We start from the raw sequence: 13929 nt of genomic DNA on the forward strand, positions 1-13929 counted from the left end.
GATAAGTCGAGTGTTCACTAAGATCAAATAATAATGAACATTTTATAGAATAAAAAATAGCACCATGAACAGGTGCTATTTTTTCTATTTAATAGGGTTGGTAGCCTAAAAAAACATTTTAATTATTATTGAAATAACCAGCGATATAGTCTGGTACATTTGCATCACTATAACTACCTATAAAAGAATAATCACCATATATTGATTGAAAATACACGATATATTTTACATCAATGTTTCTTTCAGAATAGCTATAGAGCCTCTGATAACTACGTAAACTATCTAATACTTGCTGATCATTTGAGACTTTGAGCATTTTTCTTGATGGACCCTCAAATAAAGCTTTTATATTATCGGTATCACGCCAACTTCTATCCTTTACCAATTTTTTCTCATCATTCTTCAATTCAATAACCTTCATAGTTGAAATCTCTGCTGGAAGAAATGTTGCGTATTGCATATAATCATTTTGTTCTAACCATGAAACTAGTTTTTCGTATGAAAAGTCCCAATTAACATGAAACGATGTTTCTCTTTCCATTCCTCGTCCACGATTCACAAACAATGGTGAGTTATTACCTAACCTAATAGTTACTCGTCCACCATTACCTTTACCATCCATCATGTCCTCATATGATTGATCTATTATATCTTCACGTATTAACTCTAACAATTCCTCTAACTTCACTGTATCGTCTATCACTTTTTCTTTACCAAATCTATCACCATGAGAGATTTTGATATTTTCAATATGTTTAGCATTTATTGCAAATATTTCATTTTCCTTGTTTTTCTTATGTTCAGTTGATTCATAAATTGGTTTAAAAAACACCTCATACGTACCATCTATTGGGATGTCATAAGATCTTATAAACTTCTTACCGTTCGTTAGTTCATAAACAACATGCATATTTATTACTTCTTTGTTGTTATTTTTCCCATTATCCTTTATTAGTTGTTGGTGAAAGTTATATACGTTTACGATATTATTACTTTCAGCATATTCAAAGCGTTTAATGTCTTCATCGTCGTTCAAATAAGAATATATACCATTGTCAAAATAAACCTTTTCAATTTCATTAATGTTTGGCATTTTTTCTTCAAAGCCAATGATATCAAAATTGATTACAGTAATGAGCAAAACCATCGTTGCCGTAAACACAGCATAACCTTTATTAATGGGAACGATTCTCCATGTTTTTTGTAAAGTCATTTCAGCCACACAATACCCGATTATCGAACCTATAACATACCCTGTGATTGTCCAAGAAAAACTTTGTTGGTATGTCCAAAGGTAGACACCACCCACAAGCATCGTACAAAAGGTTACCCCATATTTGAATACAGGCTGTAAAATGCTAAAGGTTACAGCTTGGGTAGCAGTTTCTGACCCTCTCTTCTTATAAATCAATATTGAGAATAGATAAATAAAAGCCATTACAATGACATACCCGGTTACTTCTGTGTAAGTAAATAACTCTACAGGTTCATTGCTGTATCCAAAAAATCTATTATACCAGCTTGTGAGGGGAGATAGCTTTTCAATTCCAACATTCAAATAATATTCATAGTTAAATCCATATAGTAAAACACCAAGATTCATCGATATTAAAACCGTTATCCCATATGGAAACAACAAGAAAATATATGTTAAAATCCCATGGGCTACAGACAGCCCTGTAAACATCCCCACAAATACACTTATAATAAAGATAAACAATGTAAATAAAACAATGCTTCCTGACCAACTGAATATATCAATAAGTGATATATATGCATCCAGCTGCAAAGTTGACCTTAAGACTACTGCGATGCAAGCAGTAAGGATAACTGGTAATACAAGATTGATTGCACCAAATATCATATGATGGTGAAAAATCGTTGTACGTTTTATCGGCATGCTATGAATAAAATCAACAGACCTTTTCGTTTGTAAATAACGGAATAATAAGATTGCTAGAACAACTGGCACAGTAATAATAATTATATATTGCACATCTGAAAAGAGATCAAAATCCTGATTAATAAAACCCTTATTTAACTCATTATGAAAATCAATAATAGATAATGGGACAGTAAGCAGTAATAACATAAAATAGATTGCGCCGACCCATAGCACACTTCTCACATCTTGAACGAAGATGCCTCCTTTAAACCAGGATGTCATCGATCGCATAGCCTACATCCCCCATTTCATAAATAAATATCTCTTCCAACGTGAGTGGTAAAACATCAAATATAACAGGTTGATATCGTAGGAAACTTGTTCTTATATCCTGTTCATGCCCTCTAACGATACAAATAATAACACTGCCGCGTTCTTCTTTAAATAACATATCTACCTCGTTGAACAAATCCATAGGGATATTATTACTAAATGCAATTTGTATTTTGTGTACATCTGATTTTATCGCATCAATTTCCTTTTGCATGATGAGTTGTCCTTCATGTAAAATACCAATTTGATCACAGATCCCTTCTACTTCTTGGAGATTATGAGAAGAGATTAAAACCGTCATCTCCCTTTCCGCAACATCTTGAATTAACAAGTCTTTTATCCTTTTCCGCATAACTGGGTCAAGCCCATCAAGCGGTTCGTCCAAGATTAATACGTCAGGCATTGTTGATAATGCTAACCAAAAAGCAACTTGACGTTGCATCCCTTTAGAAAAGCGATGTATTTTATTTCGAGGATCAAGCCCAAATATACGTTGAAGTTCTTTAAATCTTTCTTCATTCCATGAATGATATATACTTTTATAGTATTTCGCCATTTGCAGAATTGAATAATGCGAGAAAAAGTAGACAACATCTGGAATAAAAATGATGTTTTGCTTTAACCGTTCGTTTTCAAAAACTTGTTCATCATTAATTAGCACTTCTCCACTATGCTGTTTATAAATCCCTGCAAGCAATTTCAATAGAGTTGTCTTCCCAGCACCATTAGATCCTAGTAGTCCAAATATCGACCCTTTATTAATTTGTAGATTGACAGAGTTCAACGCTTTTTGACCATCAAAATGTTTACTAACATTATTTAGTTGTATCATAGCGTTCTCCTCCTTTGACCACTTTTTCTACTTCATTAATTAGCTGTATACTTTGCTCTTTTGTCATACCTAAATAAAACGCTTCTAATAGTAATTTCTTGATTTCTTCCATCATCTTTTCGAGCTTCTCTTGATTAGGGAGTTGTGGCGATGGTGTAACGAAGCTACCTCTTCCTTTCACAGAATAAATATATCCCTGATGTTCAAGTTCACGATACGCTTTTTGAATCGTATTAGGATTAATCGTTAATTGTTTTGCTAATGCCCGAACGGATGGCAGTTGCTCATCGGGCTTAAGCACTTCGTTAATAATCAATTGTTTGATATTATCAACTAATTGCTCATAAATTGGCTGTCTACTTCGGAGATCCAAATTAAACATTGCTTCCCTCCCCCTGTACCATCTGTATTACAACCTATAATACAGAATGATTATATAAAACTGAATTCCATTTGTAAAGGACAAACTTAGCTGTTTTTTACGAGTCTGGATGAGTGAATATCACTAATAGGGGGTGTCCTATTGTGCTAAATTAGTTTTACTAATCCGAACCTGTTGTAGCTTTAGTAAAAAGTTTGATCAAAAGGCTTCAAAACTCCATGATTACTAATAAAAAGAAGCCATTTTATCAAAACGGCTTCTTCTTCTAAAAAATTTTAATTGTTCAAAAAGGAATTACTTAATTTCATTCCCTTTGGAACTTGATCACTTTACTTCTAAACGTAAAAAATGTACTCCAATTATTGTTTAAAAACCTCACCTAACTAATTATAAGAAGAATTTTCAAAGTAAACTGAAATCAGCTATTAAATATAATGGGTATATCATTAGTCCATCTCCTCCAAATCATGTGATCAAACCCTTCACCCCAATAGTCCTTCATTAAATAATCAGGCTCTCCAAATTTTTTCTTCCATACCTTTTGTGCATTTGTATATCCACTATCCAGACAAAATTCCTTTATTCCTCTATTTAGTAAGGTCAAAAACATCACATTTAATAGTAAAGTCCCAATACCTCGATGTTGAAAATCTGGATGTACAAATACAGTACCTACCTCATACAACTCTTTCAATATACTACCCGTGCAACTATTAATCAGTTCACTAGCTGGACCATATTCAATTGTACCGATAATTTTATTATCATTTTTATCTGAAGCTATTAAAAAATATCGATTCCTCCCATTGCTATCAAAGTCACATTTCAAGTATTGTTTCTTGTTTTCAATTTCATTCTCTATCTCATCAAACAGTTCCGATAAACCTTCTCTTGCATAGGTATCCTTAATGACTGTACTAAAAAATTGATTTAGCTCGATTTTATCCCCACTTCGTGGTCTTCTTATCTCAATATTAAGCACTACAAAATCACCCCTTAACTAACCTACTATATTGCTTAATTTCAATAACTCAAATACGTAAAAAAAATAGAAAAAGTATCAAAAAAAATTCCAAAACGACTTCATCCTTCTGAATCAGAGCCAGCCTTTTATTATTCTGGGTAGTAAATTGTCATACTTAATCGAGCTAAAATATCCCCTGTGTTGTAATATGAATGTGGTCTATCAGCCTTAAATTTAATTGAATCACCATTTTTCAATTTATAGTTTGCCCCATTTATGCTTACAAGGACTTCTCCGTCAAAAACAGTAATATATTCCTCGCTTCCATCCTTGTGTCCACGAGAATCTAATTTCCCCTCTGGTTCTATTTCAATTGAGTATAATTCAAACTGCTTATCTTCTGAAAATGGAAATGTAGGAAAAACTCTGTACCTTCCATTATCGTCTGATACAGCTTGGACCTCACTTCGTAAAACAATTTTAGCTTCAGGTTCAGGAACATTTATTAGTGATGTAAAAGAAACTTTTAACCCATTCGCAATTTTCCAAATGGTGGTTATCGTTGGACTTGATTCTCCTCTTTCAATTTGACCAATCATGGCTTTACTGACACCACTTAGGTCAGAAGCCTTTTCTAAGCTTAGTTTTTGCTTTTCTCGTATGGCCTTCAGATTTTTGCCTAATATTTTCTGAATCTCTTCCATTACATCACCTCATTAAAATTTACATTATAACGCACATTTTGTATAATATAACATATAAGTATAGTATATTGTACTTTAATACACTATAACATACATTTAGGGGGGGATCCTACTTATGCCTTTATTACCATTTCTTTTGTTTGTTTTGATCAGTAGCTTCACACCAGGACCCAATAATTTTATGGCTATGACATTTGCCACTAAATATGGACTAAAGAAAACACTCAAATTTTGTATAGGGGTTGGTTTAGGTTTTTTTACACTTATATTACTATGCAGTATTTTTAACCACTTGCTTATAAAAATTATGCCCAGCATTAAAACACCCTTAACCATATTGGGTGTCAGTTACATGTTATATCTAGCATTTAAAACTATTAAAGACAATGGAACGGATGATAAAAAGAATAATAGTAATGAAAAAAAGAATCTATTTGTCATTGGTTTCTTAGTTCAGTTTATAAATCCAAAAGGGATTCTATATGGAGTTACAGTAGTGTCTTCATTTATTCATCCTTATTACAATTCATACATTATTTACTTTATTTATGCCTTATTTTTAGGATTTGTTGGTATTGTAAGTTCATGTAGCTGGAGTTTATTCGGGACTATCTTTCAGAAGTTTTTAGATAAATATAGGAGTCTATTTAACATTATTATGGCTTTATTATTGGTTTATAGTGCCATCTCCATTATTATCCATTGAGGATATTAGCAAGACTACAGAATTTATTAAACTCTTAAACATTTACTACATTGAAAACCAGCTAGTTCACACTTGTATGTTACATATTGGGTATTGAGCTGGCATGTTATTATTCTTGCGATTTTGCACCCAAAAATTCGTTTAATCGATAACACTAGTTAACATATTATTATTACATCTCATACAATTAAAAAGAGAACTTTTAACTAGTCCTCTTCTTAAAGTTTGAGTAAGGATTATAAAAGTAATTACAATCCATAAAAATATGCTTATGAAGCCTCATACTTTCATAAGATATTTTGCTGTATTTCTTTTACTCCTTTTTCTATTGTTTCTTTAGCCCTAACAGCACCTACATATGATTGACTGATGAATTCCGTTAATTGGGTAGTACCATTGTAATTTAGATAATTTTCTCAATTTCTACTAAATTCATATTTTATTTTTAAAAACGAATTATAAATAAATGTATTGAAACAATTCATTCTAATTTAGTTTCCTTCAGCACAGCATAAGAAATTTGGGAAAAAGAACAGATACATTTCATATGCTTCTCAATTCTTACAAAAATACAATAGTATAACTGTGAAGCTTATGATTGAGGTAAAAAAACAACATCCTAGTATGAAACGGCTGTATTATTTCAAAACATATTATCATTAAATAAAGCTTTATGTATTAAACAAATCTCCATTTATAGCTTCAACATACCTTTTTGCTGAGTCCTGTACACGTTGAGCTGCATCTTCTCTTAATACACGATGAAATGCATCATATAAGCGAGTAAACTTTAATTCATTCATCCTTTTAGAGAGCCTCTCAACTGTCACACTTGGTAATGGAATGAAGTTAGGATAGCTGTACATAAAACTTACCCAATCTCGGTCAGCTACCACACGAATAATATCTCCACAAAGTAGAATGCCGTTTTGTCTATTGCCATTTCTCCATTCTAGAACGGTACCACCTTTAAAATGTCCGCCTATCCTCTGAAGGATGAGACCTTTACTTAACTCGAGGGCTTCACTTGACCAGAAAACTATTTTTTCACTTGTTCTTGTCACCCACTCTCTATCATCTTCGTGTATATAAATTGGAACATCGAAAGTTTCCGCCCATTCTACTTGAGTAGAATAATAATGAGGGTGCGATAATGCAATTGCATCGAGTCCACCAAGTTCATTAATCGTTTTAATGGTATTTTGGTCAAAATATGTAATGCAATCCCACAATAAATTAAATTCATCATTCTTTATTAAATAGGCTGTTTGTCCAATCCCGAATCTTGGATTTGTATTAATACTATAAAGATTGTCTTCTTCTATACCAACAATAGTTTTATATGTATTACTTTCAATCATTTTTTCTAATGTGGTCCATGATTGCCCTTTAGAACTAACATATTGTCTTTCTTCCTTGCAAATTTTGCATTCTTTTGGTTCTTGTATAGAACCTGTATATTGAACTCCACAAGTTTCACAAATGTAGTTATTCAAAATCTTTCCTCCTTACCATATATAACTCATTTAACTTTATATATATTAACATAAAAAGTAACTACTCTTTGTCATAATTAAAATCAACAACCTATGCGAAAAGAGCCATTAAAAATGCTTTCGTTGTGTGGTCCTGCTCAAATTTACCACAACTTCATTATAGCTTTATTGTAAACTTATTAAAGCACCTACAGCTCCACTAAATTCACCTTCTTCCAAAAATAAGGGTTTCTTTTTTCTCATTTCGGTATATTCTCTAATTATATTCTTTAAGATTGGATTGGAACGGAAAGTTGAACCAATATATACGATTGATTGTGAATCAAAACGATTTGCAGCCTGCTCGCAAATGGTGACAACTGTTTCTCCTATAAGTCCAATTATGGAAACGATTATGTCAGATTGTGAAGGAAATTCTTTGGAAAGTTTACCTATGTTTCCAAAATTACTTGCTGTAAGATCTCCTGAAATCGGAGGAACAATCCCTTCAAAAATATCATTTACTTTTAAGTCAACATTCCCTCTATTACCATCCCTTGATATTTGAATGATCTCAGTAAAATCTTTTTTTCCAGAATATAAATAAGACAAACCCATCAATGTTCCTCCACCAACACCAGTTCCACCAATTCGTTGTTGTTCACCGTTTTTCACAATATGTATGGACGTTCCAGTTCCAATATTCGCTAAAATATAACTGTCTCCTAGAAAAAGTTGGTGCTGTTTTAAAATAAATGCTACTCCCTTGCATGTAGCATCAAATTCTAAGATAGATCTTGTAGGTAATTCTAACTTATTAGCAAGAACTTGTTGTTTACCACCAGTTAGACAAATTTTCGGGTGATGAAAAGAAGATCGAATCCATGTAACAACCTCATCTAGTTTATGAGATGAGAATAATTTATATTTAATTAAATCTTTATTTGAGTACGCAACTTTAACGAGTGTGCCCCCAGCATCAATACCTATCTTTGAGTGATTCATTCCTTACCCTCTCTATTTGATAAATATTTATAAAACACAGTTTGTGAATGATTATTATCTATATTCTTTTCAAAACATAAACCTGTTTGGTTAGTCAAAATAAACGTATTTTTGTAGCACATCAACAGCACGATCAATTTCTTCTAATTCTTTTTTAGAAGGATTCTTAATTCTGTTATTGAACTTGATCAAGATGCGATTATAAATTTCTTCAATTAATAACTCTCCATCCTTAGAGAGAGAAATGTACTTTTTTCTTCGATCCTCTACATCCGAACTACTTTTTATTAAATTGTGTTCCCCTAACCTTTTTAGTTCACGGCTAACATTTGGCATTGATATATGAAGACAATCGCTAATTTGGCTGGGGCTAGTTTGCTTTTTTAATGCTATTAAAACAAGCATATCATATTGTACAGATGTAATATTTTGTGGCTTTTCATCTTTCGAGAGTTCGTAAGTAACGCTATATACTGAATCAGTAAATTTAATCAATTTATTAAAAAGAGTTATGTTGTCCATTATTTTCACCTCTAATAATAAGATATCAAAATAGATATCAAAATAAAATTATCAATTGACAACTAAAATAACTTAGGTTATATTTTATTTATCAAATGATAAATAAATGAGGTGAAAGGATGAACACTCTTATTATTTATACACACCCAAATCATAACAGCCTATCCTATGCATTTTTGCAAAAAATTATAGAAGGAAGTAAAGAGAATCCACATGTTACTGATTTAAAAGTAATAGATTTATATGAAGAAAAGTTTAGTCCTCAGCTTATATTTAATGAAGATAAATTAAGGAGAGATATGCATACTGATGCTGATCTAGAAAAGTATAGAAAACAAATATTGTGGGCAGATAAAATTGTTTTTGTTTATCCAATTTGGTGGGGAAGGCCTCCTGCAATGCTCTTAGGATTTATTGATCGAGTGTTTGCTTCTAATTTTGCTTATAAAAACAAGGGAAGACTAGGGATGGCTGAAGGGCTTTTAAAAGGAAAATCAGTAGTCTGTGTTTCTACAATGAAGGGCCCTACGAATTATCCACTTATTTTCTTAAATAATGTTCATAAAGTATTAATGAAGAAAGCAATAATGAATTTTGTAGGCGTCAAAAAAGTAAAATTCTTTGAATTTGGTAATATGGAAAGTCAAAAAGGTAAACAATCACAAAAGTTAAATAAAACGTATCACTACTTTCAAAAAGTATCTAATTAGGAATTGTTACAGTTAGATGATAAAGGAATAAACTAACTAGTGTGTTACGGTCATACAAAGTCAACTCTGAAAACTTTTATCAAAATAACGTTCTTTTAGTCACTTCTAATTTATTTTCGGTCTACTTGGCATGATGTAGAACATTAGACTATTGCACCATCCTGTATTATGAGGCCAACCAGCTACCTGGTTGACCCATTTTTAATAGATTTTATTCTTAAGGTTAGGATAACCCTACTTTTTCAAGTCATTTTATGGAAAATCACTACTGTAACTATAGTCTTTGGTTATTGAATGAAAAGATACTACCTTTCAAATTGAAAAGCTATTGCTCATTGAATGTCAGGAAGATATTTCTTCAATTTATCCCACGCTTCGATATAACCACTTAAATCATGAGCGTGAACTTTTATACATACTCCAATTCGTGTATATAACTGAAAAATAAATTCATCAATAAGCCTTTCTTTCGTGATAGGAGTGTCTTGAGTCATTAATGCAAATGACGATAGTAGCGTGCTCAAATTTAAGCTATCTGGAGAAGAGCAAAAAGCATATGTGAAATCGTAAATCTTTGGTCCAATTAAAGGTGATGGATCAATAACACCTTGTAATTCACTTCTGTCGTATACAAAATTATGAACTCCTGTATCACCGTGAAGATAATACTTTTCCTCTGGGTTTTCGTATGTTTTTAACTTATCAACTAATATTTCTACCCTTTTATGTTCTTCATATGGTAATAAAACACCTATGTTTGATTGAGCCATTTCTAAGCTCTTTATATTAAATTCTGACCAAGAATCTCTTGATATTCCGTGTATTCGCCCCCACTTAACTCTTCTTTCTACCCTTCGGTATTTATTAAATAACTCTTTAATTAAAATTGCCATCCATTCTAATTTTGAACAACTCAGATAATTATGGGTTTCTCCTGGTATATAAGAATATATTGCAAAACCTTTATTCACATCTTTATAAACAACATCCGGTAACAGTCTAACCTCTTTATAAATTTGGAGAAATTCCACTGTTGAAGAGATAAGATAAGGTTTATCTATTTTTACCACATATTTCGGTTTCTTGTTAAGATATAAAATGTATAAAACTGCATTAGTAGTTCCACTATTAATTCCTATATATTCTATTCCATCTTCAATTATTTTTTGGCATCTCAAAAAATCAATAATATCTTTTATATTTTTCATTCTTTAGTCCTCTTTAAAAAATTCTTAATTTAGCGATTAATAACTTGCTTTCTTTCTATTAAAATACATACTCTCTTTAATACCCTGAAAATGATCTCTACCTGTTTAAGTTCATACAACATAATTAAATGCTACCAACAAACGAAAAAGTGAAACGTATGCTTTTAAGTGTCTGTCAAAAGGTGAATTACATATCAGTTATTATTTGTCAGAGGTAAAAACATATTTTAACTTGGTACTAATATTCCAGTTTCATCTACCACTGGTCTTTCAATATACACATTCACCTTTTTCGACAAATAGTATGAATGTCCTTCCTTTCTGCGATTACTTGTACTTATATGGTTAGAGATAGTTTAAGCGTTTTTACTATTTACTAATCTCCATTAATCTTATTTTTAAAACAAGGCTGGAACACCTAACGTATTTAAGCCGATTTAATAAGAAGTCTATAATTATATGTGGCTTCTAATAGAGGAATAAATTTCTACTGTGTTTGTTTACAATCTTATGTTTACACATGTATAATTCTTTTTTAATACCACGATATGATATGCTGAGGAGTGATTTTTTGGATATTAAACTTGATGACTTAACAGGCACTGAAATAACTTCATTAATAGAGGAACATGTCCATAACATGGGGATTCATTATCCAGACGATATTAATTATGGTTTTAATATAGAAGATTTAAAGAAACCTGAAATTACATTTTGGAGTGCATGGGAGCAAAATGAATTAGTTGGTTGTGGAGCACTTATAGAACTTGACTCTCAGCACGGGGAATTAAAATCTATGAAAACAGTTCCTTCACATTTACGTAAAGGAGTTGCCAAGCAAATCCTTGAACATATAATTGAAGAAGCTAAGAAACGAGGCTATACACGGCTAAGTTTAGGAACCGGTGCTATGGAAGCTTTTGAAGCTGCTCGTAAACTCTATAAAAATTATGGATTTGAATATTGCAAGCCATTTTCAGATTACGAAGAGGATCCATATAGTGTATTTATGACAAAAGAATTATGAGTTTAGTCAATGAGGGAGATTTATTCGTTAACTACATGAACAATAGGTTACAAGTATATCAAAAATAGAACAAGTTGGTTTCATACAAATAACTCTCTTTTATTTTGAATAATTAATAAATACCTATTTTATAGACGTTCTTGCAATTCTAAAATACAATTTATTTAATCTTTCATCTCTATCTACCTTTAGGATTAAGTGCAATATCCCTAACTTCAATATAAAATATTGCAATTGTTTAATCTCAAATTCATCATGCAGCTTAATATTTTTTTTCTAATAAACGTTTAACAGCACAGCTTTTTGTCATTAAAAAGGTATTCATGCACCGTTATGACAACACCCTTTTATATAACCATTTTCAAAGTTTTTTATAACCCAGGTGACTTTTTTCAAATCTACAACAACAATGGGCTATCTCTAAGTCTTATTTACGACTTCATGAGATAGCCTATTGTTATAAATTATGGCTCTTTTCATAAACTTGTTGCTATCAATAAAATTTAAACCGTATTAACATCTCTTTAAATTAGAAAAGACACACAAAAGCTTGTTTAAAAAATGCCAAGCCATATATAATCCCTAAAAAGCTTACATAACAATATCTTATACTAGTTTTTTATTCATACCTTTTGACGATTTAGTCTGCTGCTCCATTAAATAACCCATCACATAATATAGTCCCGCACTAACGAAAGCTAGTAAGCCGATGACATAAAACGTATTAGTAAAACCGATCCATATCGTTAAAGGAATAGATATTGGAGCAATTGTACGACCTATCGTAAATCTTAAGCTAGCTGCAGCATAATATTGTCCCCTCATATTTTCAGGTGCGAGCTTAGCAACATACCCTTCCTGTATGCCAACAGCCATTAATTCTGCGGCTGTAAATATAAACATAGCAAAAAATAAGCCCCAAATGTTTACAGTACTACCGAACAGTATAATTGCTACACCGTAAGTCAATGCCGACATCATAAACACGTTCCGCTCATTAAATTTGTTTGATACCTTTGTAGCAAGAACAGTGAATAAAGCAACTAACAAACCGTTTTCCGCAATCACCCAACTAAACGCTTGTTCACCAGAAGCTTTCAATGTCCATTCATTAAAAGAGAGTATTGTTTGAACTGGTACAATTTCAGCCATATATACAGCTAACATTAAGTCCATTTGCATAAATGTTTGTGCAACTAATATACCTGCAATAATAAAGATAAAGAACACTTTATCAGTCACAATTACCCGGTAATTTCTCATTTGTTCCATTACAAATGAGTACCATTTCTTATCTCCATCCACTTGCTTCGTCTGTTCAAATTTCGGTGCTGTTTCTCGTACATATATTTGTAACACAATTGAAAATATCACACTCGTTACAAATGCCATAACAAGCAACTCAAAGCGATATTTGAAAAAGAATATCCCTCCAAGTATTGGTCCGACAACTACAGCTATATTTATCATCATGTAAAAAATTGCAAATACATTGTTTCTATCTTTTTCTGGAACCACATCCGCAACCATTGCATGACTCGCTGGCCAATAAAGAGAACCCCATATTCCTAATAATGAAAATGCTATAAATGATAATACAGGTGATTCGTACCATGGTGAGTTAGCAGCAGCAAACAGTATAAACGAAAATGCCGTTCCAATATAAGAATATACCATCATTTTTTTGCGGCCAAAACGGTCAGCACAATATCCTCCGAACAAATTAGCAATTACCCCAGCACATTGAGATAATATTAATAACAATCCCGCAGTTCCCTTACCAAAATGATCTGCAAAGTAGATCGCCATAAATGGGAAATACATCCAAAATAATATATTTATAACTCCTTCTCCAAACAAACGGACCTTTAAATTACGATCCCAATCTTTCCACTTCATTTGATACACCACATTTCTCCAATTTTCCTTTATTTTCTAACCGCTATCCATATTCTCATTCTCTTTTGTTTTATTACAGGTTGTATTACATTTCTCCATATTCAAGCCCCCTACAAATAGTATGATTTGATAAACTTAGTAAATTTTCACGAAAAAAAAAAGCGACCGTAGGCATACGATACGCTTTTTGGATTTCACATTATAGAGAAAACACTTTTGTGCCCCTTCTATTCCTCCAATAAAATAACGCAGCCCACGATATATACGTGAACTGCGT

At 31.9% G+C, this 13929-nt stretch carries 13 protein-coding genes; 3 read left to right on the forward strand and 10 right to left on the reverse strand.

Annotation, left to right across the window (positions count from 1 at the left end; genetic code table 11):
- Positions 1–118 precede the first annotated feature (118 nt).
- The 5 genes from SLH48_RS06850 to SLH48_RS06870 form a co-directional block, all read right to left on the reverse strand.
- Positions 119–2176, reverse strand: coding sequence for a DUF6449 domain-containing protein (locus SLH48_RS06850; RefSeq protein ID WP_320257526.1), 2058 nt, complete (start codon positions 2174–2176; stop codon positions 119–121).
- Positions 2151–3050 carry an ABC transporter ATP-binding protein gene (locus tag SLH48_RS06855; protein WP_320257527.1) on the reverse strand — a complete coding sequence of 300 codons (900 nt, stop codon included), beginning with the start codon at positions 3048–3050 and terminating at the stop codon, positions 2151–2153. The genes SLH48_RS06850 and SLH48_RS06855 overlap by 26 nt, the downstream gene beginning before the upstream one ends.
- Positions 3034–3432 (reverse strand): GntR family transcriptional regulator, encoded by a 399-nt coding sequence (locus tag SLH48_RS06860; RefSeq protein ID WP_214481972.1) that lies wholly within the window; start codon positions 3430–3432, stop codon positions 3034–3036. The genes SLH48_RS06855 and SLH48_RS06860 overlap by 17 nt, the downstream gene beginning before the upstream one ends.
- A gap of 418 nt (positions 3433–3850) precedes the next feature.
- Positions 3851–4414 (reverse strand): GNAT family N-acetyltransferase, encoded by a 564-nt coding sequence (locus SLH48_RS06865; RefSeq protein WP_320257528.1) that lies wholly within the window; start codon positions 4412–4414, stop codon positions 3851–3853.
- A gap of 131 nt (positions 4415–4545) precedes the next feature.
- Positions 4546–5100 carry a helix-turn-helix domain-containing protein gene (locus tag SLH48_RS06870; RefSeq protein WP_320257529.1) on the reverse strand — a complete coding sequence of 185 codons (555 nt, stop codon included), beginning with the start codon at positions 5098–5100 and terminating at the stop codon, positions 4546–4548.
- A gap of 115 nt (positions 5101–5215) precedes the next feature.
- On the opposite strand from SLH48_RS06870, the gene SLH48_RS06875 reads away from it, so the two are divergent.
- Complete coding sequence (locus SLH48_RS06875) at positions 5216–5806, forward strand: LysE family translocator (RefSeq protein WP_320257530.1); 591 nt, start codon at positions 5216–5218, stop codon at positions 5804–5806.
- Positions 5807–6477: 671 nt separating this feature from the next.
- Here the strand turns inward: SLH48_RS06875 and SLH48_RS06880 are convergent.
- The 3 genes from SLH48_RS06880 to SLH48_RS06890 all read right to left on the reverse strand — a co-directional run bounded on the left by SLH48_RS06880 (position 6478) and on the right by SLH48_RS06890 (position 8808).
- On the reverse strand, positions 6478–7302 hold the full coding sequence (locus SLH48_RS06880; RefSeq protein ID WP_320257531.1) for a hypothetical protein: 825 nt from the start codon (positions 7300–7302) through the stop codon (positions 6478–6480).
- A gap of 165 nt (positions 7303–7467) precedes the next feature.
- Positions 7468–8286 carry a type II pantothenate kinase gene (coaW, locus tag SLH48_RS06885; protein ID WP_320257532.1) on the reverse strand — a complete coding sequence of 273 codons (819 nt, stop codon included), beginning with the start codon at positions 8284–8286 and terminating at the stop codon, positions 7468–7470.
- 90 nt (positions 8287–8376) lie between these two features.
- Positions 8377–8808 carry a MarR family transcriptional regulator gene (locus tag SLH48_RS06890; protein ID WP_320257533.1) on the reverse strand — a complete coding sequence of 144 codons (432 nt, stop codon included), beginning with the start codon at positions 8806–8808 and terminating at the stop codon, positions 8377–8379.
- Between the two features lie 119 nt (positions 8809–8927).
- Between SLH48_RS06890 and SLH48_RS06895 the strand changes: the two genes are divergently transcribed.
- Positions 8928–9518 carry an NAD(P)H-dependent oxidoreductase gene (locus tag SLH48_RS06895; RefSeq protein WP_320257534.1) on the forward strand — a complete coding sequence of 197 codons (591 nt, stop codon included), beginning with the start codon at positions 8928–8930 and terminating at the stop codon, positions 9516–9518.
- A gap of 332 nt (positions 9519–9850) precedes the next feature.
- Here SLH48_RS06895 and SLH48_RS06900 read toward each other — a convergent pair whose 3' ends face one another.
- Positions 9851–10726, reverse strand: a complete 876-nt coding sequence (locus tag SLH48_RS06900) for a hypothetical protein (protein ID WP_320257535.1) — start codon at positions 10724–10726, stop codon at positions 9851–9853.
- A gap of 571 nt (positions 10727–11297) precedes the next feature.
- Here SLH48_RS06900 and SLH48_RS06905 point away from each other — a divergent pair.
- Entirely contained in the window at positions 11298–11753 is a 456-nt protein-coding gene (locus SLH48_RS06905; protein ID WP_320257536.1) for a GNAT family N-acetyltransferase, read from the forward strand.
- A gap of 606 nt (positions 11754–12359) precedes the next feature.
- Here SLH48_RS06905 and SLH48_RS06910 read toward each other — a convergent pair.
- Positions 12360–13652, reverse strand: coding sequence for an MFS transporter (locus tag SLH48_RS06910; protein ID WP_320257585.1), 1293 nt, complete (start codon positions 13650–13652; stop codon positions 12360–12362).
- Positions 13653–13929: the final 277 nt, after the last annotated feature.

This window comes from Cytobacillus sp. IB215316 (assembly GCF_033963865.1).
Classification (GTDB): Bacteria; Bacillota; Bacilli; order Bacillales; family SM2101; genus Nanhaiella; species Nanhaiella sioensis.

Bases quoted from the DNA above. Each gene is read 5' to 3' on its own strand.
- SLH48_RS06855 (WP_320257527.1), bottom strand. From the start codon at position 3,050: ATGATACAACTAAATAATGTTAGTAAACATTTTGATGGTCAAAAAGCG.
- SLH48_RS06850 (WP_320257526.1), bottom strand. From the start codon at position 2,176: ATGCGATCGATGACATCCTGGTTTAAAGGAGGCATCTTCGTTCAAGAT.
- SLH48_RS06900 (WP_320257535.1), bottom strand. From the start codon at position 10,726: ATGAAAAATATAAAAGATATTATTGATTTTTTGAGATGCCAAAAAATA.
- SLH48_RS06860 (WP_214481972.1), bottom strand. From the start codon at position 3,432: ATGTTTAATTTGGATCTCCGAAGTAGACAGCCAATTTATGAGCAATTA.
- SLH48_RS06875 (WP_320257530.1), top strand. From the start codon at position 5,216: ATGCCTTTATTACCATTTCTTTTGTTTGTTTTGATCAGTAGCTTCACA.
- SLH48_RS06895 (WP_320257534.1), top strand. From the start codon at position 8,928: ATGAACACTCTTATTATTTATACACACCCAAATCATAACAGCCTATCC.
- SLH48_RS06910 (WP_320257585.1), bottom strand. From the start codon at position 13,652: ATGAAGTGGAAAGATTGGGATCGTAATTTAAAGGTCCGTTTGTTTGGA.
- SLH48_RS06870 (WP_320257529.1), bottom strand. From the start codon at position 5,100: ATGGAAGAGATTCAGAAAATATTAGGCAAAAATCTGAAGGCCATACGA.
- coaW (WP_320257532.1), bottom strand. From the start codon at position 8,286: ATGAATCACTCAAAGATAGGTATTGATGCTGGGGGCACACTCGTTAAA.
- SLH48_RS06890 (WP_320257533.1), bottom strand. From the start codon at position 8,808: ATGGACAACATAACTCTTTTTAATAAATTGATTAAATTTACTGATTCA.